Source organism: Halomonas sp. CKK8 (assembly GCF_029625235.1).
Classification (GTDB): Bacteria; Pseudomonadota; Gammaproteobacteria; order Pseudomonadales; family Halomonadaceae; genus Halomonas; species Halomonas ventosae.
This window is the reverse complement of the sequence record NZ_CP121193.1, coordinates 722696-745936: the sequence shown is the minus strand read 5'-3', so window position 1 is coordinate 745936 and position 23241 is coordinate 722696. Positions and strand designations below refer to the sequence as shown.

General features: G+C 70.3%; 18 protein-coding genes. 8 read left to right on the top strand and 10 right to left on the bottom strand.

The features are described from left to right. Positions 1-13: 13 nt before the first annotated feature. The 4 genes from P8934_RS03550 (at position 14) to P8934_RS03535 (ending at position 5021) form a co-directional block, all read left to right on the top strand. Positions 14-1630 (top strand): alpha-glucosidase, encoded by a 1617-nt coding sequence (locus P8934_RS03550; RefSeq protein ID WP_278032966.1) that lies wholly within the window; start codon positions 14-16, stop codon positions 1628-1630. A gap of 46 nt (positions 1631-1676) precedes the next feature. Further along, positions 1677-2783 carry a sn-glycerol-3-phosphate ABC transporter ATP-binding protein UgpC gene (gene ugpC, locus P8934_RS03545; protein ID WP_278032965.1) on the top strand — a complete coding sequence of 369 codons (1107 nt, stop codon included), beginning with the start codon at positions 1677-1679 and terminating at the stop codon, positions 2781-2783. 109 nt (positions 2784-2892) lie between these two features. Next, on the top strand, positions 2893-3942 hold the full coding sequence (locus tag P8934_RS03540; protein ID WP_278032964.1) for a LacI family DNA-binding transcriptional regulator: 1050 nt from the start codon (positions 2893-2895) through the stop codon (positions 3940-3942). Positions 3943-4079: 137 nt separating this feature from the next. Then, the gene (locus P8934_RS03535; RefSeq protein WP_278032963.1) at positions 4080-5021 is read left to right on the top strand and encodes a carbon-nitrogen hydrolase family protein; all 942 of its coding nucleotides are present in this window, start codon (positions 4080-4082) and stop codon (positions 5019-5021) included. Positions 5022-5056: 35 nt separating this feature from the next. Here the strand turns inward: P8934_RS03535 and P8934_RS03530 are convergent, their stop codons facing one another. Next, a complete protein-coding gene (locus P8934_RS03530) occupies positions 5057-5476 on the bottom strand; it encodes a secondary thiamine-phosphate synthase enzyme YjbQ (protein WP_278032962.1) in 420 nt (139 codons plus the stop codon). 89 nt (positions 5477-5565) lie between these two features. Continuing rightward, positions 5566-6180, bottom strand: coding sequence for a methyltransferase domain-containing protein (locus P8934_RS03525; RefSeq protein WP_278032961.1), 615 nt, complete (start codon positions 6178-6180; stop codon positions 5566-5568). 250 nt (positions 6181-6430) lie between these two features. Between P8934_RS03525 and P8934_RS03520 the strand changes: the two genes are divergently transcribed. Next, positions 6431-6670, top strand: coding sequence for a hypothetical protein (locus P8934_RS03520; protein ID WP_278032960.1), 240 nt, complete (start codon positions 6431-6433; stop codon positions 6668-6670). Between the two features lie 78 nt (positions 6671-6748). Here P8934_RS03520 and P8934_RS03515 read toward each other — a convergent pair whose 3' ends face one another. After that, on the bottom strand, positions 6749-8269 hold the full coding sequence (locus tag P8934_RS03515) for an aldehyde dehydrogenase family protein (protein WP_278032959.1): 1521 nt from the start codon (positions 8267-8269) through the stop codon (positions 6749-6751). 138 nt (positions 8270-8407) lie between these two features. Between P8934_RS03515 and P8934_RS03510 the strand changes: the two genes are divergently transcribed. Next, entirely contained in the window at positions 8408-9091 is a 684-nt protein-coding gene (locus P8934_RS03510; RefSeq protein ID WP_278032958.1) for a response regulator transcription factor, read from the top strand. Here the strand turns inward: P8934_RS03510 and P8934_RS03505 are convergent. Together P8934_RS03505 and nosP are read right to left on the bottom strand one after the other, a co-directional pair. Beyond that, on the bottom strand, positions 9083-10486 hold the full coding sequence (locus P8934_RS03505) for a hybrid sensor histidine kinase/response regulator (protein WP_278032957.1): 1404 nt from the start codon (positions 10484-10486) through the stop codon (positions 9083-9085). The genes P8934_RS03510 and P8934_RS03505 overlap by 9 nt on opposite strands. Beyond that, on the bottom strand, positions 10416-11615 hold the full coding sequence (nosP, locus tag P8934_RS03500; protein WP_278032956.1) for a nitric oxide-sensing protein NosP: 1200 nt from the start codon (positions 11613-11615) through the stop codon (positions 10416-10418). The genes P8934_RS03505 and nosP overlap by 71 nt, the downstream gene beginning before the upstream one ends. Positions 11616-11841: 226 nt before the next feature. Between nosP and P8934_RS03495 the strand changes: the two genes are divergently transcribed. Continuing rightward, positions 11842-12342 (top strand): hypothetical protein, encoded by a 501-nt coding sequence (locus P8934_RS03495; RefSeq protein WP_278032955.1) that lies wholly within the window; start codon positions 11842-11844, stop codon positions 12340-12342. 76 nt (positions 12343-12418) lie between these two features. On the opposite strand, the gene pgi is transcribed toward P8934_RS03495, so the two are convergent. Genes pgi through ptsP form a run of 4 tightly spaced genes read right to left on the bottom strand, consistent with a single transcriptional unit; the run spans position 12419 to position 19812 of the window. Next, on the bottom strand, positions 12419-14113 hold the full coding sequence (pgi, locus tag P8934_RS03490) for a glucose-6-phosphate isomerase (protein WP_278032954.1): 1695 nt from the start codon (positions 14111-14113) through the stop codon (positions 12419-12421). A 46-nt stretch (positions 14114-14159) separates the two neighbouring features. Then, positions 14160-15932 (bottom strand): PTS fructose-like transporter subunit IIB, encoded by a 1773-nt coding sequence (locus P8934_RS03485; RefSeq protein ID WP_278032953.1) that lies wholly within the window; start codon positions 15930-15932, stop codon positions 14160-14162. Beyond that, entirely contained in the window at positions 15929-16903 is a 975-nt protein-coding gene (pfkB, locus tag P8934_RS03480; RefSeq protein ID WP_278032952.1) for a 1-phosphofructokinase, read from the bottom strand. The genes P8934_RS03485 and pfkB overlap by 4 nt, the downstream gene beginning before the upstream one ends. After that, the gene (ptsP, locus tag P8934_RS03475) at positions 16903-19812 is read right to left on the bottom strand and encodes a phosphoenolpyruvate--protein phosphotransferase (RefSeq protein WP_278032951.1); all 2910 of its coding nucleotides are present in this window, start codon (positions 19810-19812) and stop codon (positions 16903-16905) included. The genes pfkB and ptsP overlap by 1 nt, the downstream gene beginning before the upstream one ends. Before the next feature lie 218 nt (positions 19813-20030). Between ptsP and cra the strand changes: the two genes are divergently transcribed. Next, positions 20031-21038: a catabolite repressor/activator gene (gene cra / locus P8934_RS03470; RefSeq protein WP_278032950.1), complete on the top strand. Its 1008-nt coding sequence runs from the start codon at positions 20031-20033 to the stop codon at positions 21036-21038. Between the two features lies 1 nt (position 21039). Here cra and P8934_RS03465 read toward each other — a convergent pair whose 3' ends face one another. After that, positions 21040-23223, bottom strand: a complete 2184-nt coding sequence (locus P8934_RS03465) for an ATP-binding protein (RefSeq protein WP_278032949.1) — start codon at positions 23221-23223, stop codon at positions 21040-21042. Between the last annotated feature and the right edge of the window lie 18 nt (positions 23224-23241).

The window sequence follows — 23241 nt, the reverse complement described above, 5'->3', positions numbered from 1 at the left end:
CATGGACCCCAAGATGCAAGACAACCTGACCTGGTGGCGCGGCGGCGTCATCTACCAGATCTATCCGCGCAGCTTCATGGACGCCAACGGCGACGGCATCGGCGACCTGGCGGGCATCACCGAGAAGCTGGACTATGTCGCCTCGCTGGGCGTGGACGGCATCTGGCTGTCACCCTTCTTCACCTCGCCGATGCTCGACTTCGGCTACGACGTCAGCGACTACCGCGACGTCGACCCGATGTTCGGCACGCTCGACAACTTCAGGGCCCTGCTGGCGAAGGCCCATGCGCTGGGCCTGAAGGTGATGATCGACCAGGTGATCAGCCACTCCTCGGACCAGCATCCCTGGTTCCAGGCGAGCCGCGCCGATCGCACCAATGCCAAGGCCGACTGGTACGTCTGGGCCGACCCCAAACCCGACGGCACGCCACCCAACAACTGGCTGTCGATCTTCGGCGGGCCGGCCTGGACCTTCGACCCGCGCCGCCGCCAGTACTACCTGCACAACTTCCTGACCAGCCAGCCGGACCTCAACTTCCATAATCCCGAGGTCAGACAGGCACAACTGGACAACATGCGCTTCTGGCTGGAACTCGGCGTCGACGGCTTCCGCCTGGACACCGTCAACTTCTACTTCCACGACGCCGCCCTCACCGACAATCCCCCGGTACCGGCAGGCAGTCCCAAGACCCTGGGCGCACCGGAGGCCAACCCCTACACCTGGCAGCGCCACGTCCACGACATCAGCCGTCCGGAGAACCTGGACTTCCTGCGCGAGCTGCGCGCCCTGATGGACGAGTTCCCCGGCACCACCACGGTGGGCGAGATCGGCGACGACAACCCGCTCGAGCGCATGGCCGAATACACCGCCGGCGGCGACAAGCTGCACATGGCCTACACCTTCGACCTGCTCAACGCGCCCCACTCGCCGGCCTATCTCCGCGAGGTGATCGAACGCTTCCAGCGCCTGGCCGGCGACGCCTGGCCCTGCTGGGCGACCTCCAACCACGACGTGGAGAGAAGCGCCACCCGCTGGGGCCGGGGCGAGGACCCCGTGGCCTATCCCAAGGTGATGCTGGCCATGCTCTTCTCGCTGCGCGGCAGCGTCTGCCTCTACCAGGGCGAGGAGCTCGGCCTGCCCGAGGCCGAGGTGCCCTTCGAGCGCATCCAGGACCCCTACGGCAAGGTGCTGTGGCCGGAGTTCAAGGGCCGCGATGGCTGCCGCACGCCGATGCCCTGGCGCCAGGCCCCGCAGGGCGGCTTCTCACCCGTGGAGCCCTGGCTGCCGGTGGAGGAGCGCCACCTGCCGCTGGCTGTCGAGAACCAGCAGGCCGACCCCGGCTCGCCGCTCGCCGCCACCCGCACGCTGCTGGCCTTCCGCGCCGCACATCCAGCGCTGGTCGAGGGCGACCTCACCCTGGTCGACGTCGGCGAGGAACTGCTCGGCTTCGTGCGCGAAAGCGACGGGGAGCGCCTGCTGTGCCTCTTCAACCTCGGCGGCAGGACCCTGAGCACGACGCTGCCCCACGCCGGCATCCCGCTCCAGGGGCACGGCTTCGTCTCGGCACTCGATGGCGACACCCTGACCCTGCCGCCCTATCAGGCGGCCTTCCTGGCCCTCGACCACTGACAACACACAACAACGGCCGGCCCCGAGGCCGGCCAGGAGGCGCAAGATGGCAAGCGTGACACTGGAAAGGCTCAACAAGACCTTCGGCAGCACCCATATCATCAAGGATGTCGACCTCAAGGTCGGCAACGGCGAGTTCGTGGTCTTCGTCGGCCCCTCGGGCTGCGGCAAGTCGACCCTGCTGCGCCTGATCGCCGGGCTGGAGTCGATCAGCGACGGCGAGCTCAGGATCGCCGACGACGTGGTCAACGACCTGCCGCCGCGCGAGCGCGGCGTGGGCATGGTGTTCCAGTCCTACGCCCTCTACCCGCACATGACGGTCTACGAGAACATGGCCTTCGGCCTCAAGCTGGCCAAGATGGCCAATGAGACCGTCGATGAGCGGGTGATGGCCACGGCCCGCATCCTGCAGCTCGAGGAGCTGTTGCACCGCAAGCCCAAGGAGCTCTCCGGCGGGCAGCGCCAGCGCGTGGCCATGGGCCGGGCCATGGCCCGGGAGCCTCGCATCCTGCTGTTCGACGAGCCGCTCTCCAACCTGGACGCCTCGCTGCGCGTGCAGATGCGCAACGAGATCGCCCGCCTGCACCACCGCCTGGGCTCCACCATGATCTACGTCACCCACGACCAGGTGGAGGCGATGACCCTAGCGGACAAGATCGTGGTGCTGCGCGACGGCCGCATCGAGCAGGTGGGCAGTCCCCAGACGCTCTACCAGCAGCCGGCGACCAAGTTCGTCGCCGGCTTCATCGGCTCACCGACCATGAACTTCATGCCGGCCGAACTGCTCGGCGGGCACGAGGAGGGCTGTCGGGTCCGGGCCCCGGGGCTCGGCGAGCTCGCCCTGCCGCAGGACGCCAGCGGCCAGGAGCCCGGTGCCGAGCTGTCGCTGGGCGTGCGCCCCGAGCACCTGCGCCTGGCCGAGGCCGACGGCGACAACCGCTTCGAGATCGTCAACGTCGAGTACCTGGGCAACGAGGTCTACGTCTACCTCGAGCCCAGGGTCGGCGACACCCTGCTGATCCACCGCAGCGAGGCGCCGAGCCGCTGGGAGCTCGGCCAGCAGGTCGCCCTGGTGCCGGAGCTCGAGCATGTGCACCTGTTCGACGCCCAGGACCGGGCCCTGGAGATCGCACGGGGGCGGCGCGCTGCCTGACCGTGAGGCCAAGGCCCGCGAACCGTGCGAGCGCCATCGCGAACCGATCCTGTCTCGTCGGTCAAGGAGCGGCTATCCTAGTCGACGAATTGCTTAGCAAGGAAACGTCTTGATACCGCCACGTCGCATCACGCTCAAGGATCTGGCTCGCGAGCTCGGTGTCTCCACCGCCACCGTCTCCAACGCCTTCAACCGGCCCGACCAGCTCTCCCCGAAACTGCGCGAGCACATCCTCACCGAGGCCCGGCGCCTGGGCTACAGCGGCCCCGATGCCCGGGCCCGCAGCCTGCGCACGGGCCGTTCGCGGATCATCGCCGTGATCCTCGCCGAGAGCCTGACCTACAGCCTCAACGATGCGGTCGCCAGCGAGCTGCTCTCGGGCATCGCCGAGGTGCTCGACACCCGCGGCCACACCCTGCTGCTGCTCTCGGGACGCCAGAACGCCGCCAGCGTGCCCGGTGCCTCGAGCATTGCCGACGGCTTCATCATCTATGGCCTGATGCCGAGCCTGAAGCTGCTCTCCGACCTCCCTCCCGAGCGCCCCCTGGTGGCGGTGGACTTCGATATCGAGGACCACGCCACGGTGCACGTCGACAACGAGCCGGCGAGCTACGCCATCGCCTGCCATGCCCTGAGGACGCCGACGCGACGCCCCGCGGTAATCAACCTGCGACTGACCGAGCAGCCCTGCAACGGCCGCATCGACAACGACCAGGCGCTGCTCTCGGCCGAGCGCACCATCACCCGGGCCCGCCTCGCCGGCTTCCAGCGGGCCTTCGTCGAAGCCGGCATCGACCCGGCCGAGGTACCGATGTGGAACATCGAGGAGAACACCTTCGAGGTCTGCACCCCGGTGATCGAGGAGATCCTCGACCTGCCGGCGGCCGAGCGGCCCGACCTGCTGCTGTGCATGTCCGACCGCATCGCCCTGACCGTGGTGACGCTCGCCGAGCAGCGCGGCCTGCGTATCCCCGAGGACCTGCGGCTGACCGGCTTCGACGGCATCGCCGAGGGGCAGTATCGTGCTCCCCGACTGACCACCATCCGCCAGGACAGCACCGAGAAGGGCCGCATCGCCGCGCGCATGATCCTCGGGATGGAACCCGCCGAATCCAGGGTCATGGCCACCGAAATGATGATCGGCGACACCTGCCCCTGACGCCAATCGACTCATCCGGCCGCATGCTTCAGTTGCGGATCCCGGGCGCCTCCCTCCCCTCACCGCTATAGTGAAGGTCAGGCTAGTGCCCGTGATCGGTGTCCTTCGGCGCCCGCACCGCGCACGAGGACCCTCTCATGGCCACGACGGTTGCGGTGATCCAGAAGCCTCCGGTACTGCTCCAGCGAGACGCGACCATCGAACTGATGCTGGCGTCGATCGAGGAGGCCGCCGTTGCCGGGGCGACCCTGCTGGTCTTTCCCGAAGCCTATATCCCCGGCTATCCGACCTGGATCTGGCGACTCGCCCCGGGCGGCGACATGGCGCTGACCAGCGAGTTGCATGCCAGGCTGCGCGAGAATGCCGTCGACCTCGGCGGCGGCACCCTGGAGCCCATCCAGGAGGCGGCCGCCCGGCACGGGGTGACCCTGGTGACGGGCCTCAACGAGATCGATAGCCGCTACAGCGGCACCACCCTGTTCAACAGCGTGGTCGTGATCGGCCCGGATGGGCGGCTGCTGAATCGCCATCGCAAGCTGATGCCGACGAACCCCGAGCGCATGGTCTGGGGCATGGGCGATGCCAGCGGGCTCACGGTGGTCGAGACCCCCGCCGGGCGCCTCGGCACCCTGATCTGCTGGGAAAGCTACATGCCGCTGGCGCGCTACGCCCTCTATGCCCAGGACCTGGAGGTCTTCATCAACCCGACCTGGGATTCCAGCGACATCGCGCTCGCCTCGCTGCGCCATATCGCCAGGGAGGGCGGCTGCTGGGTGATCGGCACGGCCACCGCCCTCCAGGGAAGCGACATTCCCGCGACCTTCCCCGAGCGCGACCGGCTCTACACGCCGGAGGAGTGGGTCAACGTCGGCCATGCGGTGGTCATTGCCCCCTCGGGCGAGGTGGTGGCGGGCCCCCTCGATCGGGAGAAGGGGATTCTCTATGCCGAGATCGAGGTCGAGACCGCCCGCCGGGCACGTCGCTCGCTGGACGTCTGCGGCCACTATGCCCGGCCGGACATCTTCTCGCTGTCGGTGAATCGCGCCCCCCAACCCCCGGTGGTGTTCACGGAGGCCTGACAAGCATGCTTGGCGACAGGAGGGCGCGGCGCGAATCAGGCCCCGTTGAGGGTCGCGATCAGCCGGCGCGCCCCTCCGTGGTCCCGGTGCTCTCCCAGCCAGAGTCCCTGCCAGGTGCCGAGCACCGGGCGGCCGTCGCGCACCGCCAGGGTCAGCTGGGTGCCGAGCAGGCTGGCGCAGACATGGGCCGGCATGTCGTCCGGCCCCTCGAGGGTATGGCGGAAGTAGGGCAGGTCGCCGGGGATCCGCTCGCGCAGGAAGGCATCCAGGTCATGGCGCACGTCCGGGTCGGCGTTCTCGTTGAGGGTCAGCGACGCCGAGGTGTGCAGGAGCTGCAGGTGAAGCAGCCCCATGGAGACCTCCCGTACACCGGGTAGGCCATCGACCACCTCGTCGGTGATCAGGTGAAAACCGCGCTCGCGCGGCGCGAGACGCAGTTCCTGCTGCTGCCACATGACGGCTCCTGAAACTGAACGCGGGATACCGCCATGCTAGCGCGACCCGACGCAATGACAAGGGACCCTGGCTGCCGTCAGGCCTGGGCTCAGCGCGTGAAGCGCGCCACCTGGGTCGGCTGGCCGAGGTGGGCGTCCATCTCGCCGATCCCGCAGATGCGCACCCGATAGCCGTTGCGGCGTGCCACGCCCTGTGCCCAGTCGCGAAAGCGCGCCCGGTCCCACTCGAACTTGTGGTCGGGATCCCGGAACTCGCCCGGCGCCATGTCATAGAGCGGGTTGTATTCGTGGTTGGGGGTGGTTACCACCAGCAAGTGCGGCCGCAGCCCGGCGAACACCGCGCGCTCGACCCGGGAGAGCGCCTCCGGCGGGACATGCTCGATGGTCTCCACCATGGCCGCGGCCTCGAATCCCACCAGCGCCGGGTGGGGATCGGCATAGGAGCCGCAGACCAGTTCGAGGCGTCCGGCCCGGGCCGCCGGCAGATTCTCCAGGCGCAGCTTGGCCTGGGCCAGCAGCTCGCCGGAGAGCTCCAGGCCCACCACCCGCTCGAACTGGGGATCGCGCAGCAGGTACTGCAGCAGCCCGCCGGAGCCGCACCCCAGGTCGAGCACCCGTCGCGCACCGCTGTCCCTGACCAGGGACGCCACGCGCTGAAGCCGCGCCTGGTGGAGGTCGGGGGCCTCGAGGTCGATCATCTCCATGCTCTCTCCGCGGGGACCGGGCGAGAGATAATGACGCAAAGCGACCGGGACGGGTAGCGGCGAGCCAAAAAAGGCGCGACTCGTGTCGCGCCCGCGGCGGCCCATGGCCAGTGAAGGCCGCTGCCGTATGAGTGTCGGCACGACCGCCGTCATGACCTGGCCCTGACGGCCATCCGCGACGATGGCTGATAGGCGCCACCGCCTCCGACTACACTGATGAGTACCCCCCGCTCAACGAAGCGAGAAGGCCATGAGTCATCGATTCATAGAGGTCATCACCGACTTTCCCACCACAGAGCAGCGCTACGTCATGTTGCTGCATCTCGACCAGATCGTGCAGATCCGGCCCGAGGTCGAAGCGGAGAATGAACCGCGCCACGAGCCGACGGCCGTGATCACCCTGATCAGCGGCGAGACGCTGATCCTCAAGAACAGCTTCAAGAGCGTGGTCAAGCGACTCACCGAGGCGAAGATGGTGATGCGACCCTGACAGATGGCCGGCCACGAGGGCCGGCCATTTCGTTCCCGTGCAGGAGTGGCCCGGACCTGACGATCGGGACCGATGGCGTCAGAAGAAGCCCAGCGGGTTGATGTCATAGCTGACCAGCAGGTTCTTGGTCTGCTGGTAGTGCTCGAGGGCCACCTTGTGGGTCTCGCGGCCGACGCCGGACTTCTTGTAGCCGCCGAAGGCGGCATGGGCCGGGTACTGGTGGTAGCAGTTGGTCCACACGCGGCCGGCCTGGATGCCGCGCCCCATGCGGAAGGCGACGTTCATGTCGCGGCTCCAGACGCCCGCGCCCAGGCCGAACTCGGTGTCGTTGGCGATGGCCAGCGCCTCCTCCTCGTCCTTGAAGGTGGTCACCGCCACCACCGGACCGAAGATCTCCTCCTGGAAGACGCGCATCTTGTTGTTGCCCTTGAGCAGCGTCGGCTGGATATAGAAACCGTTGTTGATGGCCGGATCCAGGGACTCCCGCTCACCGCCGGTGAGGAACTCGGCACCCTCCTCCCGGGCGATCTCCATGTAGGACATGATCTTGTCGAACTGCTCCTGGGAGGCCTGGGCGCCCACCTTGACGTCGGTATCCAGGGGGTTGCCGCGGGTGATCTGGCCCACCTTCTCCATCACCTTGGCCATGAAGGCGTCGTACATGCTCTCCTGGATCAGCGCCCGCGACGGGCAGGTGCACACCTCGCCCTGGTTGAAGAAGGCCAGCACCAGGCCCTCGGCCGCCTTGTCGATGAATTCCGGCTCGGCGTTCATGATGTCGGCGAAGTAGATGTTCGGCGACTTGCCGCCCAGTTCCACGGTGGAGGGGATGATGTTGTCGGCGGCGCACTTGAGGATATGCGCACCCACCGGGGTGGAGCCGGTGAAGGCGATCTTGGCGATGCGCTTGCTGGTGGCGAGTGCCTGGCCCGCCTCGGCGCCGTAGCCATTGACGATGTTGACCACCCCCGGCGGCAGCAGGTCGCCGACCAGCTTCATCAGCTCCAGTATCGAGGCCGGGGTCTGCTCGGCGGGCTTGAGCACCACGCAGTTGCCCGCGGCCAGCGCCGGGGCCAGCTTCCAGACGGCCATCAGCAGCGGGAAGTTCCAGGGGATGATCTGCCCCACCACGCCCAGCGGCTCGTGGAAGTGGTAGGCGACGGTGTTGGCGTCGATGTCCGCGGCGGTGCCCTCCTGGGCGCGGATGCAGCCGGCGAAGTAGCGGAAGTGGTCGACGGCCAGCGGCAGGTCGGCGTTGAGGGTCTCGCGCACCGCCTTGCCGTTGTCCCAGGTCTCGGCCACGGCCAGCATCTCGAGGTTCTGCTCCATGCGGTCGGCGATCTTCAGCAGCACGTTGGAGCGCTCGGCGGCGGAGGTCTTGCCCCAGGCCGGGGCGGCCTGGTGGGCGGCATCCAGCGCCTTGTCGATGTCCTCGGCACTCGAGCGCGGGATCTCGCAGAACACCTCGCCGTTGACCGGGCTGACGTTGTCGAAGTACTGGCCCTTCACCGGCGGCACGAACTCGCCGCCGATGTAGTTGCCATAGCGTGTCTCGAAGCTGACCAGCGAACCGGACTGGCCGGGGTTGGCGTAGATCATGGCGTGACTCCTGACTGTTGTCGTTGTGGCGATACACCCACCAGTGTTGGTCAGCGGCGCCTTGTGCGACATACTCCGGTGGCAGGAGAGGGCCTCCTCCTTCGGTAGGAGGCGAGACGAGTCCACGAGGGATTGCCCATGCACACCCTGATGGTCGCCGACGACCATCCGCTGTTCCGCGAGGCGATCGCGGCGGTGATCGAGGCTGGCCTGCCCGACAGCCGGCTGCTGGAGGCGGAGAGCCTGGACCAGGCCCTGCGCCATGTCGCGGCCTGCGCGGAGCTGGACCTGGTGCTGCTCGACCTCGGCCTGCCCGACGCCAGCGGGCTCGAGGGCCTGCGGGCGCTGCGCGCGGCACACCCCTGGCTGCCGGTGGCGATCCTCTCGGCCGACCAGGAGCGGCGCACCATCCTCGACGCCCTCGACCTGGGCGCGGTGGGCTACATCCCCAAGTCGACGCCGCGCCGGGACCTGCTCGCGGCGCTGGCCCAGCTGCTGGAGGGCCAGGTCTACCTGCCACCGGAGATCATGCGGCGCCCCGCCGTCACGAGGCCCTCCCCCGCCACGGCCGGCATGCCCTCGCCCGGCCCTCGCTTCGCCGAGTTGACCGACAAGCAGCTCGAGGTGCTGCTGCGCCTGAGCCGCGGCGCCTCCAACAAGGTGATCGCCCGTGAGCTCGACATCGCCGAGACCACGGTGAAGACCCATGTCTCGGCGATCCTGCGCAAGCTCGGCGTGCCGGGCCGGGTGCAGGCGATCCTCGCCGCCAATGATGCCGACCTCGAGGCCCTGCTGGCCGAGCGCCACGGCCCGTCACGTTGAGTCACCGCCCAGCAGGTCGACCAGGGCCATGCGCAGCCGCAGGGGCTTCAAGGGCTTGAGCAGGCAGCCATAGCCCAACTGCCGGGTCAGGCCCTTGATCGCCGCATCGTGGTTGGCGGTGATCACCAGCACCGGGAGCCCCGGCTGGCGCTCACGCAGCCGCGCCGCCACCGCCAGCCCATCGGGGGCCTCCTCGCCCAGGTGGAAGTCGACGAGCAGCACGTCCGCGCTGGCACCGGCGGCCTTGCCCTCCAGGTCGGCCAGCGAGGTCGCGGTCAGCGCCCGGCAGCCCCAGCCCTCGAGCAGCGCGGCCATCCCCGAGCAGATACCGGGATCATTGTCGATCACCCAGATACGCGCGCCCTCCAGGACGCTGCCCAGCCCCGGCGAGATCGCCGTGGCCTGGGAAGGTGGCGATGTCACCGGCAATCGGCCATGGGGGACCCGCACCGAGAAGAGCGAGCCGCGGCCCGGCACGCTGGCCAGCCGCAGGGGGTGGTCGAGCATCCCCGCGATGCGGTCGACGATGGCCAGGCCCAGCCCCAGGCCGCGATCCTCGGCGTCGCGATTGCCGCCCAGGCGCTGGAACTCCTGGAAGATCGCCTCGCGCTGTTCCTCGGGGATCCCCGGCCCGCTGTCCCCCACCAGGATCTCGACCCCCTCGGGGCGGCGGCGGCAGCCCAGCAGGATCTTGCCGCGCGCGGTGTAGCGGATGGCGTTGGTCAGGAAGTTGCGCACCACCCGGGCCAGCAACGCCAGGTCCGAGGCGACCACCGCGCCGCTGCCCACGTAGTGCAGCTCGAGTCCCCGGGCCGCGGCCATCTGGCGGTACTCCTCGGCCAGCACGTCGAGCAGCCGGGCGACGGGGAAGGGGGCGATATCCGGCTCGAGCACCCCGGCATCGAGCCGCGAGATGTCCACCAGGGTGCCGAGCAGCGCCTCCACGTCCTTGAGCGAGCGGCCGATATGGCCCACCAGCCGGGTCGAGGGCTCGGGCAGGGAGTGCTCCTCCAGGGCGCTGGTGAACAGCCGGGCGGCATTCAGCGGCTGCAGCAGGTCGTGGCTCACCGCGGCCAGGAAACGGGTCTTGGAGAGGTTGGCCGCCTCCGCCTCCGCCTTGGCGGCATGCAGCTCGGCGAGGGTGCGCTGCAGCGTCTCGGTGCGCTCGCGCACCTGCTCGGCGAGCAGCACCGCATGCTCGAAGGCCGCATAGGGGGCGCCGCCCGCCACGCCCGCCGACTCCACACGCTCCATCAGGGCGGTGGCGATCCGCCGCAGGCGGGCGTTCTCCTCCAGCAGCTCCCGCTCCCGCGGGCCGGCGTCGTCAGGCGTCTGGCGTGGCCGGGAGAGATCCAATGGCAACCCCGGTGAAGGTCTGGTTGATGTGCATGCCATGGTGCTGCTCCCCGTAGGTATTGAAGCCGATCACCCGCGAGTGACCCAGCAGGCGAGAGGCCGGGGCAACCAGTCCCAGGGACTCCAGCTCGAGCCGGCGCAGGAAGCAGTCGCAGCCGATCACCAGCGCCGGCTCGCCGAGCCGCGCGGTGAGCCCGGTGAAGACCGCCTCGAGGTCCTCCAGCAGCGGGGCCGGCTGCATGGCGGTGAGCACGATGCCGTTCTCCACCGCGCAATAGAAGCTGAGGCTGCCGTCGTCGTTGACCCGCTGGATGGAGCGCACGAAATGCGCCTCGCCCAGGCGCACCGCCAGCGGATGGCGGGCGAATACCTCGGGCGCCAGGGCCTCGACCGGCAGGCCCACCAGCCGGGCGTACTCCTCGGCGGCCGGCAGGGCATTGAGCTCCAGCACCCGGCGTCGCTCGCGGTCGGCGCGGGTGACCACCAGCTTCTCCTCCCGCGGGCGCAGGTGGTGGGTGGTGAAGACCTCGAAGGGCAGCCGGGTGTTGATCACCACCACCACCGCCGCCTGGCCATGGAAGCGGCCGTCGGCGTGCACATGGGTATGGGCCAGGCGGTTGTCGTCGCCGGCCGAGCCGCCGAAGCTGGGGATGCGTCCCAGGGCAGCATCCAGGGTCGCCAGCACCTGCTCCTCGCAGCTGGAGAGGCCATCGAGCAGGGTCAGGGCAAAGCTGTGCTCCCCCACTGGGGCCAGGGCGCGGCCGCGACAGTCATCGAGCAGGCCATCGACCAGCCGCTGGGCACGGATCAGGTCGAAGCCTGCCAGGTCCTCGACCAGCGCGCAGGAGACGGCGAAGTGGCGACGGTCGAGGCCGATGGCGACGATACAGCCCCGCTCGTAGCCCTCCGGGGTGATCTCCCCGGCGGTGGTGCAGCCCGCCACCGCCACCCCCTCGAAGGCCTCGTCGAGGGCCGAGGAGAGCGCGGCCAGGGGATACTCGGCGCTGCAGAAGAACAGCACGAAGCCGAGCTCGGCATGCCGCAGCGCCCCGGCCAGCTCCCGGGCCGCCCCCCGGGGGTCCCGTCGCCGGCTGACCGCCGTGCGCAGCGGCGGCTCCGCCTCGAGCGGGCCGGGGGCGACGGGGGTGTCGGGAGAGAGATCCAGCATGTCGGCCTGCCTGTGCGGTTTCAGGCAGTGTATGTCGCCGGAGCAAGCGGCGACAACGCCGGCCTGCGGCAGCGCAAGGTGCTACCGCCGCGGTGATGAGCCCCCTGGTACTTTCTGCTGATCCGGGGACGAAATTGATCGACGTCAGCGGTGGCACCGAATTGGGACGACTACCTTAATCTGACGGTGCCCGGAAGAGGCCCGGAAGACCATAAAGGAGAAATCCATGCCTGCCATCACCCTCGGGACACGAGCACGCCCATGCCCCTCGGACGAGCAGTTGCTGCTCGCCCACGAACACGAGTCACGCGAGATGGAGCGCTATCGCGGCCTAGCCCTGAGCTTCCTGCCCTCCCAGCCCCATGTCAGCCGCCTGATGGCAGCGCTGGGCATCGAGTGCGAGCAACGCACTGCTGCCCTGGAGGCGCTGGCCGAGCAGCTGGGCTTGCGTCAGTACCTGCCAACCGCCCCCTCCCGCCACCCGAGGCTAGCGGGAGCAGGCCAACTTCACCTGTTCATCACCGACGACGCCATGGCCTTCCTGACGCTGAGCCATGCCCTGGCTGTCGCCGACTACTCGCGGCGCTTCAGCGAGCTGATGGCCCGCTACAGCCAGCTGCCGGCGCTCGACGCCCTGCTCGCGCAATTCATCGAGCGCAAGCGCACCGCCTGCCACCTGCTCGAGGAGGCCCAGGCAAGCGCCTACGCCGCCCCTGCCCGGGCCTGATCCCCGGCATCCTGCGATGCCGGGGCTCGGGATAGCCCCGACACCTTGCCGCTCCGGCCATCCGCCGCTTAACCCTTCAACGACCGGTCGAGGCCTTGCGCGACCTGCGCCTAGGCCTTCCGGCCTTCTCCTCGCCGCCCGACGGATCGCCGTCCGACGGATCGCCGCCCGACGCGAAGTGCCCGCGCACCAGCGCCAGCAGGCCCTGGGTGGAGGCATCGAAGTCCTGGCTGTGGGCGTCGATGCGCTCGCTGATCTCGCCGGCGATGCGCTTGCCCAGCTGTACCCCCCACTGGTCGAAGGAGTTGATGTTCCAGATCACCCCCTGGACGAACACCTTGTGCTCGTAGAGCGCGATCAGCGCGCCGAGGTTTTTCGGCGTCAACGCGTCGAGCAGCAGCACGCTGGAGGGGCGGTTGCCCGGGCAGCTGTAGGGGTCGGGCCGGCTGCCGCTGCCCTCGCCCCCCTTGAGGCTACCCTCCATGAAGGCGTTGGCCTGGGCCAGCATGTTGGTGAGCAGCGCGAAGTGGTGCTCCTCCATGCCCGGCTCGGGCTTGAGCGAGGCGATGAAGTCGATGGGCACGTAGCGGGTGCCCTGGTGGAGCAGCTGGAAGAAGGCGTGCTGGCCGTTGGAGCCGGTCTGGCCCCAGACGATCGGCCCGGTCTTGTAGTCCACCGGGTGGCCGAAGATGTCCACCGACTTGCCGTTGGACTCCATGTCGAGCTGCTGCAGGAAGGCCGGCAGCTGATGCAGCGCCTGGTCGTAGGGCACGATGGCCTGGGTCTCGGCGCCCTGGAAGTTGATGTGCCAGATACCGATCAGTGCCATCAGCACCGGCATGTTCTCGGCGAAGGGCGCGGCGAGGAAGTGCCGGTCCATCTCGTAGGCCCCCTCGAGCAGCTCCATGAAGCCCTCGAAGCCGATGGAGAGCGCGATGGGCAGGCCGATGGAGGACCACATCGAGTAGCGCCCGCCGACCCAGGCCCAGAACTCGAAGACGTTCTCCTCGCGGATGCCGAAGGCCGTGGCCGCCGCCTTGTTGGTGGAGGCGGCGATGAAGTGCGCCCCCACGTCGGCCTCCGGGCCGGCGTTGTCCAGGAACCAGCGGCGCGCGGTATGGGCGTTGAGCAGGGTCTCCTGGGTGGAGAAGGTCTTGGTGGAGACGATGAACAGGGTGGTGGCCGGGTCGAGGCGGCTGAGCACCTTCTGGATATGGGCGCCGTCGACGTTGGAGACGAAGTGGAAGCCGAGCCCCGGATGGCGGTGCTTGAGCAGCGCCCGGCAGGCCATGTTGGGGCCGAGGTCCGAGCCGCCGATGCCGATGTTGACCACGTCGGTGATGCGCTGGCCATCGAAGCCCGTCCACTCGCCGCTGCGCACCGCCTCGGAGAAGGCGCGGATCTGCTCGCGGGTGCGCTGGATCTCCGGCATCACGTCCTGGCCGTCGACCTTGAGCGGCCCCTCGCCGAGATTGCGCAGGGCGGTATGGAGGACGGGCCGGTCCTCGGTGACGTTGATGATGTCGCCGGAGAACATCTGGGCGCGGCGCTGGACCAGCGCCGAGTGCTCGGCGAGCTCGATCAGCTTGGCCAGTACCTCATCGGAGACCGGCTGCTTGGAGTAGTCGAGGAAGAGCCCGCCGACGCGCAGGCTCATCTTCTCGAAGCGCATCGGGTCGGCGGCGAAGTAGTCGCGGATGCGGTCGTTGGCGGTCTGCTGCTGCAGGCCCTTGAGGGCCTGCCAGGTGACGCTGCGGGTGAGCTGGAACATGGGGAACCTCTGCGTGTTGTCGGGAGGCGCGCTTTCGCGGCGTGGCTCAGGCCCTGGCCTCGACGGCCACTGCCTGGCTGCCCCGCTTGATCGCCGCATAGCCCAGGCCAGTCACCAGCGAGCCGATGACGATGGCGGCGAGATACAGCAGGACCGGATTGATGGCATTGGGGATCAGCAGCACGAAGATGCCGCCATGGGGCGCCATCAGCTTGGCACCGACCAGCATGGAGAGCGCCCCGGTGATCGCCCCGCCCACCATGCACACCGGGATGACCCGCAGCGGGTCCTTGGCGGCGAAGGGAATGGCACCCTCGCTGATGAAGCAGAAGCCCAGCACGAAGGAGGCCTTGCCCGCCTCGCGCTCCGGTTCGGAGAACTTGTGGCGTGCCACGAAGCTGGCGATGCCCATGCCGATGGCCGGCACCATGCCCGCGGCCATGATCGCCGCCATGGGGCCATAGGTCTCGGAGGCCAGCAGCCCCACGCCGAAGGTGTAGGCGGCCTTGTTGACCGGCCCGCCCAGGTCGAAGCACATCATGGCGCCGAGCAGGATGCCGAGCAGCACGGCATTGGCCGAGCCCATGTTCTCGAGGAAGGTGGTGAGCGCGGAGAGGATGGCCGCCACCGGCTCGCCGACGACGTAGATCATGGTCAGGCCGGTGACCAGGCTGGCGATCAGCGGGATGATCAGGATCGGCTTGAGGGACTCGACGCTCGACGGCAGCTTGACGTGGCGGGTCACGGCCAGCGCCACGTAGCCGGCCAGGAAGCCCGCCAGGATGCCGCCGATGAAGCCGGCGCCGATCTCCGAGGCCAGCATGCCGCCGATCATCCCCGGGGCGATGCCCGGGCGGTCAGCAATGGAGTAGGCGATATAGCCGGCCAGTACCGGGACCATCAGCGCGAAGGCGGTGCCGCCGCCGATCTGCATCAGCGCCGCGGCGAGCGTGCCCTCCTCCTGGAAGGCTTCGATGCCGAACACGAAGGAGAGCGCGATCAGCAGGCCCCCGGCCACCACCATGGGCAGCATGAAGGAGACCCCGGTGAGCAGGTGCTGGTAGACGCCCTTCTCCCTGCTGCCCTTCTTCGCCTCGCCCTGGCCCGACGACGCGGCACCGCCCGCCTGTTCCACCTCGGCCTCCTCGAGGGCCGCCTCGATGGTCGGTTTCGGCTTCTTCAGGGCGTTGCCGGTGGAGGTGCGGTAGACGGGCTTGCCGGCGAAGCGGGCCGCATCGACCTCGATGTCACAGGCCAGGATCACCAGGTCGGCCGCGGCGATCTCCTCCTCGGTGAGCTGGTCCTGGGCGCCCACCGATCCCTGGGTCTCCACGCGGATCTCGTGGCCCAGCGACCTGCCCGCCTCGGCCAGCGCCTCGGCGGCCATGAAGGTGTGGGCCACGCCGGTGGGGCAGGCGGTAACCGCGACGATCCTGCGGGCGCCGTCGCGTCGGGCGTCGTCGCGTCGGGCGCCGGCTACCTGCGGGGCGGGCTCCTGCGCCGATGGCTGGAAGTCGCTGGCCTCGCGGCTGGCCCGCTCGAGGAAGGCACGCGGATCGGGCAGGGCCTGGTCGATGGCGGCACGGTACAGCCGCTTGCCGGCGAACCGCTCCGGGGCCGGCACGTGATCGGCGGCGACCACCACCAGGTCGGCCTCGGCGATCTGCTCGACGGTGACCGGCGTGAGCGGCTCGAGCTCGCCGTGCATCTCGACCCGGGCCTGCCAGCCGAGGCGGCTGGCCGCCTGCTCGAGGCGACGGGCGGCGAGGAAGGTGGTGGCCATGCCGCTGGGGCAGGCGGTGATGATGATGGCGTTCATGCGAGAGCTCCCCCTGCATCGACGTCGTTGAGACGGCGGACGCGGGTCTGTTGTTGGAGTTGCGGGAAATCCGGGGCACGGGCGTCGCCCACGCCCACATGACGGACGGATTCGGCGGACAGCGCCGTGGCCAGGCGCAGCACCTGCTCGGGCGGATGCCCCGAGAGCACGCCGTGCAGCATGGCGGCGACCAGGGTATCGCCGGCCCCTACGGTGCTGGCGACGTCGAGGCGCGGCGGCAGGGCCTGCCAGGCGCCGCGCCGGCTGACCCAGAGCACGCCCTCCGGGCCGGCGGAGATCAGCGCCTCCTCGACCCCGTGGGCGTAGAGCCTCAGCGCCGCCCTGAGCCGGGCGTCGGCGCTGGTCAGCGGCATGCCGGCCCAGGCGGCCAGCTCCTGCTCGTTGGGCTTGACCGCCGAGGGGCGTGCCTCGATGGCCGCCGCCAGGGCCTCGCCGCTGGTGTCGACCCACACCGGCAGGTCGGCCGCGCGCAGGCGGGCGACCAGGTCGGCGAGGCCCTCGGGGGACACCCCCGGCGGCAGGCTGCCGGCGATCACCACCGCCTCGGGACGCCGCCGGGGATCGGCGGCACGGGTGTCGAGCCAGGCGAGCAGTCGCTGCCAGGCCTCGCCATCGATGGCCGCCCCGGGCCCGTTGATGTCGGTGACCCGGCCGTCGGCCTCGGCGAGCTTGGCGTTGATGCGGGTCTCGCCCGGCACCCGGATGAAGGCGTCCTCCACCGCCAGGGCCTCGAAGGCGCGCAGGAAGGGGCCGTCGTTGTCGGCACCCAGGAAGCCCGAGACGCTGACCTCGTGGCCGAGCTCGATCAGTACCCGGGCCACGTTGACGCCCTTGCCGGCGGCGGCGAGATGCGTCTCGCGGGTGCGGTTGACCTCGCCCGGCACCAGGCGGGCGAGGCTCACCGAGAGGTCCAGGGCGGGGTTGAGGGTGAGGGTCAGGATTCGGGCCATCAGCGCACCTCCAGGGCGTCGCGGACCGCCTCGCTGGTGGCCTGGGCCAGGGCCAGCCCGGCCTGGCGGCGAGCCTCCTCGAGGTCGACCTCGGCGAGCCGCGCCTTGACCAGGGGCACCTGGCGGGCGCTGACCGACAGCTCGTCGACGCCGAGTCCCACCAGCACCGGCACGGCGACGGCGTCACTGGCGAGCTCCCCGCAGACCCCGACCCACTTACCCTGGGCATGGGCGGCCGAGACGGTCATCTCGATCAGCTTGAGCACCGCCGGGTGCAGGCCATCGGCCTGGGCGGAGAGCTCCGGGTGGCCGCGGTCGATGGCCAGGGTGTACTGGGTCAGGTCGTTGGTCCCCACCGAGAAGAAGTCCACCTCGGCGGCCAGGGTCGGCGCCAGCAGGGCACAGGAGGGCACCTCGATCATCACCCCGAGCTGGACGTCGGTGGTCCGCTCGGCCTCGGGGATCTCCTCGAGCAGGCGGTCGAGGATCGCCTTGGCGGCGCGGAACTCGCTGACGTCCTTGACCATCGGCAGCATGATGCGCAGCGGCCTGTCCCTGCCCGCGGCGCCCGCCGCAGGGTCGCCTGCCGCCGGAACGCCGGCCGCCGCCATCAGCATGGCGCGGAACTGGGTCTCGAGTACCTTGGGCCTGGTGAGTGCCAGGCGGATGCCGCGCAGGCCGAGGAAGGGGTTGTCCTCCTTCGGCACTGGCCAGTAGGGCAGCGGCTTGTCGCCGCCGACGTCCAGGGTGCGCGCCACCAGCGGGCGGCCATTCAGGGCGTCAAGGGCCTCGCGGTACTCGGCGATCTGGGTATCGAGGTCCGGCTCCTGGGCATGGGCCATGAACAGAAACTCGGTGCGCAGCAGGCCGACACCCTCGGCGCCGCGTTCCACGGCATCGGCCGCATGGGCGGTGTTGCCCAGGTTGGCGGCCACCTCGACGCGATGGCCGTCACGGGTGCGCGCCTCCTGGAAGCGCGCCTCCCAGGCCTCGGCCTCCCGGCGCCGACGCTCGGCAAGGCGCCGCTCGGCGGTCTCGCGGCGCTCCGGGGAGGGAGCGGGAATCACGCGGCCGCGCTCGCCATCGAGGATCAGCTCGCTGCCGTCCTCCAGGGTCAGCACCCGACTGCCGGCCCCCACCACGGCGGGAATGCCCAGCGCCCGGGCCAGGATCGCGCTGTGGGAGGTGGCCCCGCCGCGGGCGGTGAGCAGGCCGCGCACCCGGGAGGTGTCGAGGCGCGCCACGTCCGAGGGCCCGACATCTTCGGTGACCAGGATATAGGGGTGGGCCGGCGGCTCGGGGAGCTCGACCCGGCAGAGGACGCCCAGCACCCGCCGGCCCACGTCGCGCAGGTCGGCGGCGCGCTCGGCGAGCAGCCGGTCGGCGAGCATCTCCTGGGCGCGGGCGGCGGTCTCGATGGCCTCCCACCAGGCGGCCTCGGCGGAACTGCCCTCCTGGAGCTGTTCCCGGGCGGCCTCGAGCAGTTCGGGATCTCCCAGCATCTCCTCGTGCATGGAGAGGATCTGTGCCACTTCGCCGCCGCGGGCCTCGCGCACCAGGGCCTCGAGCTGCTCGCTGCCCTCGTGGATCGCCTGCTCCAGGCGACGGGCCTCGGCGGCGGGATCCTCGGCGCGCTGGGGGTAGTCGAAGTGCGGCGTGCGCAGCACGAAGACCGGCGCGATGGCAAGCCCCGGGGAGGCGGCCACGGCCGGGTGGGGGCGGTCGGCCGGCAGCGGCTCCGGGGCCGGCTCGTCCACCACCACCGCCGTCTGCTCGCGGCTCTCGTCGAAGGGCAGCACCTGCTCGCCGAGCCCCTCGGCCACGGCGTTGCAGATCGCCTCCAGGGCGGATTCGGCCCCCTCCCCCTCGGCGGAGAAGACGAGCCGCTGCCCGCGACGCGCGCCCAGATTGATCACCTTGGTCAGGCTGCTGGCCGAGACCGCATCGAAGCCGCCATCGGCCAGGCGCACGCGGATCGCCAGGCCCTGGGCGCGGGCCACCTGCACCAGCTGCTTGGCCGGCCGGGCGTGCAGGCCGTGGGCATTGAGCACCCGGGCCTGACGGGTGCGGGCCGCGGCGGATTCGCCGGCCAGCCGCGCCAGCAGCGTCTCGGCATCGAGGCCGTGCAACTCGCGTGCGCTGCCGGTGTCCAGCAGGGCCAGGATACGCTCCAGCAGCCCGCGATGCGCATCGCCCTGGGCGGCCAGGCAGAAGACGCCGGTGACCGGCTCACCCGCCTCCTCCAGCCGCGTATCGGCGGTGGCCAGCGACAGCGCCGGCACCTCGACGCCGCGCTCGCTGCTGACCAGCCAGAGCCCCTGGCCGAGCCCCAGGGGCGCACGTTCGGCGACGCTGGCCACGAAGTCGCTGCCCACGCAGCCGGCCTGGCGCAGTCGCGCCGCCCCGGCCAGCGCCAGCTCCTGGCGGTCACGGGCGGGAAAGCCCAGGCAGAGGGTATCGGCATCCAGGCGCACCTCGACCACCGCCCGGGAGAGCAGCCCGGCGATCTCGCCGCAGGAGTCGGCGGCGGCCAGGCGCTCGGCGACGCCCTCCCGGTCCAGCACATGAGTCAGCTGGCGCAGGATGTCCAGGTGCTCGTCGCTCTGGGCGGCGATGGTCACCAGCACGTGCACGCGGTTGCCGTCGTGCCACTCGACCCCTGCCGGGAACTGCAGCACGCGCACGCCGGTCCGGCGCACGTGCCGGCGGCTGTCGGGCGTGCCGTGGGGAATGGCGATGGCATTGCCCAGGAAGGTCGAGGACTGCGCCTCGCGGTCGAGCAGGCCGTCGCGGTAGCCGCGCTCGACCAGGCCCGCCTCGTGCAGGGCCTCGGCGGCCTGATCCAGCGCCATGCGCCAGTCGTCGGCCCGGCGATCGAGCAGGATATCGTCCTGGCGTAGGGTCAACATGGGTCTCTCCTGTTCGCTCGGGTGACGGACGGTGGTCGCCTCTCGCTCAGCCGCTCGGAGAATCGCTGTATTCGCTGGCTGAATCGTGTCACCTGTGATGTCATTCATGCTGAATCGATTCATACTGGTTGGCAAGGCCGACACGCTACAACTTTGGCAGGGGGTGCAGGCCGGCACCCGTGACGTAGCATCACCCCCACCGGTTACCGAGGACGCCCATGACACTCGCCGAAATCGCTCACCTGGCTGGGGTCTCCCGCACCACGGCCAGCTATGTCATCAACGGCAAGGCCCGGGAGCGGCGCATCAGCCAGGAGACCGTCGACCGGGTGATGGCCGTGGTGCAGCAGCACGGCTACCGGGTCGACGCCCAGGCCGCCGCGCTGCGACGGGGGGCGAGCCGCCTGCTGGGGCTGATCATCCCCGACCTGGAGAACGTCAGCTATGCGCGCCTGGCCAAGCGACTCGAGCGCGGTGCTCGGGAGGCGGGCTACCGGCTGCTGATCGTCGGCTCCGACGACGACCCCGAGAGCGAGCGCGAGCTGGCCCTGGCGCTGCGCGCCCAGCGCTGCGATGTGCTGATCACCGCCAGTTGCCTGCCCATGGAGGATCCCTTCTATGCCGAGCTGATGGCGGCCGGCCTGCCGGTGGTGGCCGTGGACCGCGGCCTCGACCCGCGCCACTTCGCCAGCGTGGTCAGCAATGACCGGGAGGCCGCCGAGCGGCTGACCCGCTCGGTGCTGGATGACGGGGTGACGCGCATCGCCTGGCTGGATGCGGTCCCGGCCCTGTCGATCAGCCGGGAGCGCCGCGCCGGCTTCCAGCAAGGCCTGGCCGACCATCCGCCGCGGGAAGTGATCACCTGCGGCGCCCGTCGCTACGACCGCGTCGAGGGGGCCCGGCTGATGCGCGAGCTGCTCGACGGCCACGGCATGCCCGACGCCCTGGTCACCGCCTCCTACACCCTGCTCGACGGGGTCTTCGACGTGCTGCTGGAGGATGGCGGCCTGCCACCGGCGCTGCGGCTGGCGACCTTCGGCGACAGCCGGCTGCTGGACTTCCTGCCCCTGCCGGTCAACTCGGCGGTCCAGGACCACGACCGAATCGCCACCCTGACCCTGACATGTGCCCTCGCCGCCTCGCGGGGCGACTACCGGCCGGGCCTGCAGGTGGTCGATCGCCACCTGCGCTGGCGTCTTCCCGGGCGCATCGCCACCCGGGCCTGAGTCAGGCGCCTGGCGTCCAGGCCTCCAGCGCCGTCAGGGTCAGGGCCAGGCAGCGATGCAGGGCTCCCAGAGCGAGGGCCGCCTCGTCCAGGCGCCCTTCCCTGGCCAGGCGCTCCAGCCGCGTGGCCAGCCCGGCGACCTTCACCGCGCCGAGGCTCGAGGCCTCCCCCTTGAGCTGATGGGCGAGGTACTCGACCCGGCGTGGCGTCCCCTCCGCCACGGCCTGCTCCAGGCCGGCGAGGTGCGCTGCCGACTGCTGCCGGAAGAGGGTGATCAGGGCGACCAGTCCCTGCCCGCCCAGGCTCTCGCCCAGTGCCGCGAGGGTGGCAGGCTCCAGCGGCTGGTCGGCGACCCCCTCCCCCGCCGTGGCGGCAGGACGCACGATGCCGAGGGAGGGCCCCGCCTGGTGCAGGTGCCGCTGCAGGGTCGCCATCAGGGCGTCCTGGAACAGCGGCTTGGTGAGATAGCCGTTCATGCCGGCTGCCAGGCAGCGGGCCTGGTCCCCGCCGGGCCCGCCGGCGGTCATGGCTACCACCGGCACCTCGGCCGACCAGCCGCCGCGGGCACGCAGGCGGCGCGTGGCCTCGAGCCCGTCCATGCCCGGCAGCTGCACGTCCATGAAGATCAGGTCGAAACGCTCCCGCCCCGCCAGGCGGAGCGCCGCGTCTGCCGAGTCGGCCACGCTGACCCGACAGCCCAGCCGCTCGAGCATGGCGCGGGCAACCTGCTGGTTGACCGGGTTGTCCTCGACCACCAGCAGCCTGGCATCGGCCACGCGCTGCTCGGGAACCGCCGCCACCGACGCCTGCGCTTCTGCGCCGCTGTCTGCCGCGCTCAGCGGCAGCAGGAACCAGAAGCGGCTGCCGTGGCCCACCTCGCTCTCGAGCCCGATGCGGCCGCCCTGGGCCTCCACCAGTCGCTTGCTGATGGCCAGCCCCAGGCCGGTACCGCCGAAGCGTCGAGCGGTGGAGGGGTCACCCTGCTGGAAGGGCTCGAACAGCTGGGCCTGGCGGCGAGGAGCGATGCCGCCGCCCGTGTCGTGGACCTCGAACAGCACCTGCCCCTCTCCCTCGTCACGTACCCGCAGGCGGACCTCCCCCTGCTCGGTGAACTTGATGGCGTTGGAGAGCAGGTTGAGCAGCACCTGGCGCAACCGACCGGCATCCCCCACGAGGTAGCGCGGCAGCCCGGGATCCAGTTCGCAGGCCAGGCGGATGTCCCGGGCCTCGGCCCGGGGCGCGAACAGCGAGATGGCGCCGTCGACCAGCTCGCCCAGGTCAAAGGGGCGCGCCTCGAGTTCCAGGCGCTGGGCCTCGATCTTGGAGAAGTCCAGGATGTCGTTGATCAGTTCGAGCAGCAGCCGGGCACTGTCATGGATGGTGTCGGCGTAGTGACGCGCCCGGTCGGGAAGCGGCTGGTCCTGCAGCAGGTCACTCATGCCGATGACGCCATTGAGCGGGGTGCGGATCTCGTGGCTGACCGTGGCCAGGAACTCCGACTTGGCCCGGTTGGCCGACTCGGCCTCTCGGGCGGTGCCCTCCAGTTCGCGGCTCAGCGCCTCCAGGTCCCGCCGGGCCGCGGCATTGTCGCGGGCCTCGCGAAACAGGAAGGCGACCACCAGTGACGCCGCCAGGCTCATGGCCAGGATCAGCAGCAGCAGCACGCCATAGAGGGTCTGCAGTCGCTGCCGTTCCCGGGTGGTGGTCTCGGCCAGGTGGCCATTGATGGCGATGATCAGCCGCTCGGTCACGCCGCTCAGGGTCTCGAGCCGCTGGGTCAGGCTGGCCCTGGCGTCATCGTCGAGGCGCTCGAGCCCACGGATCTGTTCATCCAGGGCCTGCAGGTGTCGCTCGATCTGCGGGACCAGCTCCTCGGCCACGCGGATGTTGCCGAGCAGCTGGGTAATGTCGCCATCCTGGAGCAGGGTGAGACGGCTGTAGAGCAGCTCGAAGCGCAGGCGCAGGGCCTGCAGCGACTCGCGGGAAAGGTCGGGCCGAGCGAGGAAGCTGTGCAGCTGCACCGTGTCCCGGTCGAGCTTGTAGGCGTGCCAGGCCGCATCCCCCCCCACGCTCTCGGCCAGGCTGTCCTGGCGCCAGGCCACCAGGCCCACCACCACCAGGGCGGCGGCGAAGAACACCAGGGCGGCGATGGCACCCAGCTTGAGACGCAGGGGATAGCGCAGCAATTCAGCTCTCCGCAGCCA

Bases quoted from the DNA above. Each gene is read 5' to 3' on its own strand.
- P8934_RS03550 (WP_278032966.1), top strand. From the start codon at position 14: ATGCAAGACAACCTGACCTGGTGGCGCGGCGGCGTCATCTACCAGATC.
- ugpC (WP_278032965.1), top strand. From the start codon at position 1,677: ATGGCAAGCGTGACACTGGAAAGGCTCAACAAGACCTTCGGCAGCACC.
- P8934_RS03535 (WP_278032963.1), top strand. From the start codon at position 4,080: ATGGCCACGACGGTTGCGGTGATCCAGAAGCCTCCGGTACTGCTCCAG.
- P8934_RS03530 (WP_278032962.1), bottom strand. From the start codon at position 5,476: ATGTGGCAGCAGCAGGAACTGCGTCTCGCGCCGCGCGAGCGCGGTTTT.
- P8934_RS03525 (WP_278032961.1), bottom strand. From the start codon at position 6,180: ATGGAGATGATCGACCTCGAGGCCCCCGACCTCCACCAGGCGCGGCTT.
- P8934_RS03520 (WP_278032960.1), top strand. From the start codon at position 6,431: ATGAGTCATCGATTCATAGAGGTCATCACCGACTTTCCCACCACAGAG.
- P8934_RS03515 (WP_278032959.1), bottom strand. From the start codon at position 8,269: ATGATCTACGCCAACCCCGGCCAGTCCGGTTCGCTGGTCAGCTTCGAG.
- P8934_RS03510 (WP_278032958.1), top strand. From the start codon at position 8,408: ATGCACACCCTGATGGTCGCCGACGACCATCCGCTGTTCCGCGAGGCG.
- P8934_RS03505 (WP_278032957.1), bottom strand. From the start codon at position 10,486: ATGGCATGCACATCAACCAGACCTTCACCGGGGTTGCCATTGGATCTC.
- nosP (WP_278032956.1), bottom strand. From the start codon at position 11,615: ATGCTGGATCTCTCTCCCGACACCCCCGTCGCCCCCGGCCCGCTCGAG.
- P8934_RS03495 (WP_278032955.1), top strand. From the start codon at position 11,842: ATGCCTGCCATCACCCTCGGGACACGAGCACGCCCATGCCCCTCGGAC.
- pgi (WP_278032954.1), bottom strand. From the start codon at position 14,113: ATGTTCCAGCTCACCCGCAGCGTCACCTGGCAGGCCCTCAAGGGCCTG.
- P8934_RS03485 (WP_278032953.1), bottom strand. From the start codon at position 15,932: ATGAACGCCATCATCATCACCGCCTGCCCCAGCGGCATGGCCACCACC.
- pfkB (WP_278032952.1), bottom strand. From the start codon at position 16,903: ATGGCCCGAATCCTGACCCTCACCCTCAACCCCGCCCTGGACCTCTCG.
- ptsP (WP_278032951.1), bottom strand. From the start codon at position 19,812: ATGTTGACCCTACGCCAGGACGATATCCTGCTCGATCGCCGGGCCGAC.
- cra (WP_278032950.1), top strand. From the start codon at position 20,031: ATGACACTCGCCGAAATCGCTCACCTGGCTGGGGTCTCCCGCACCACG.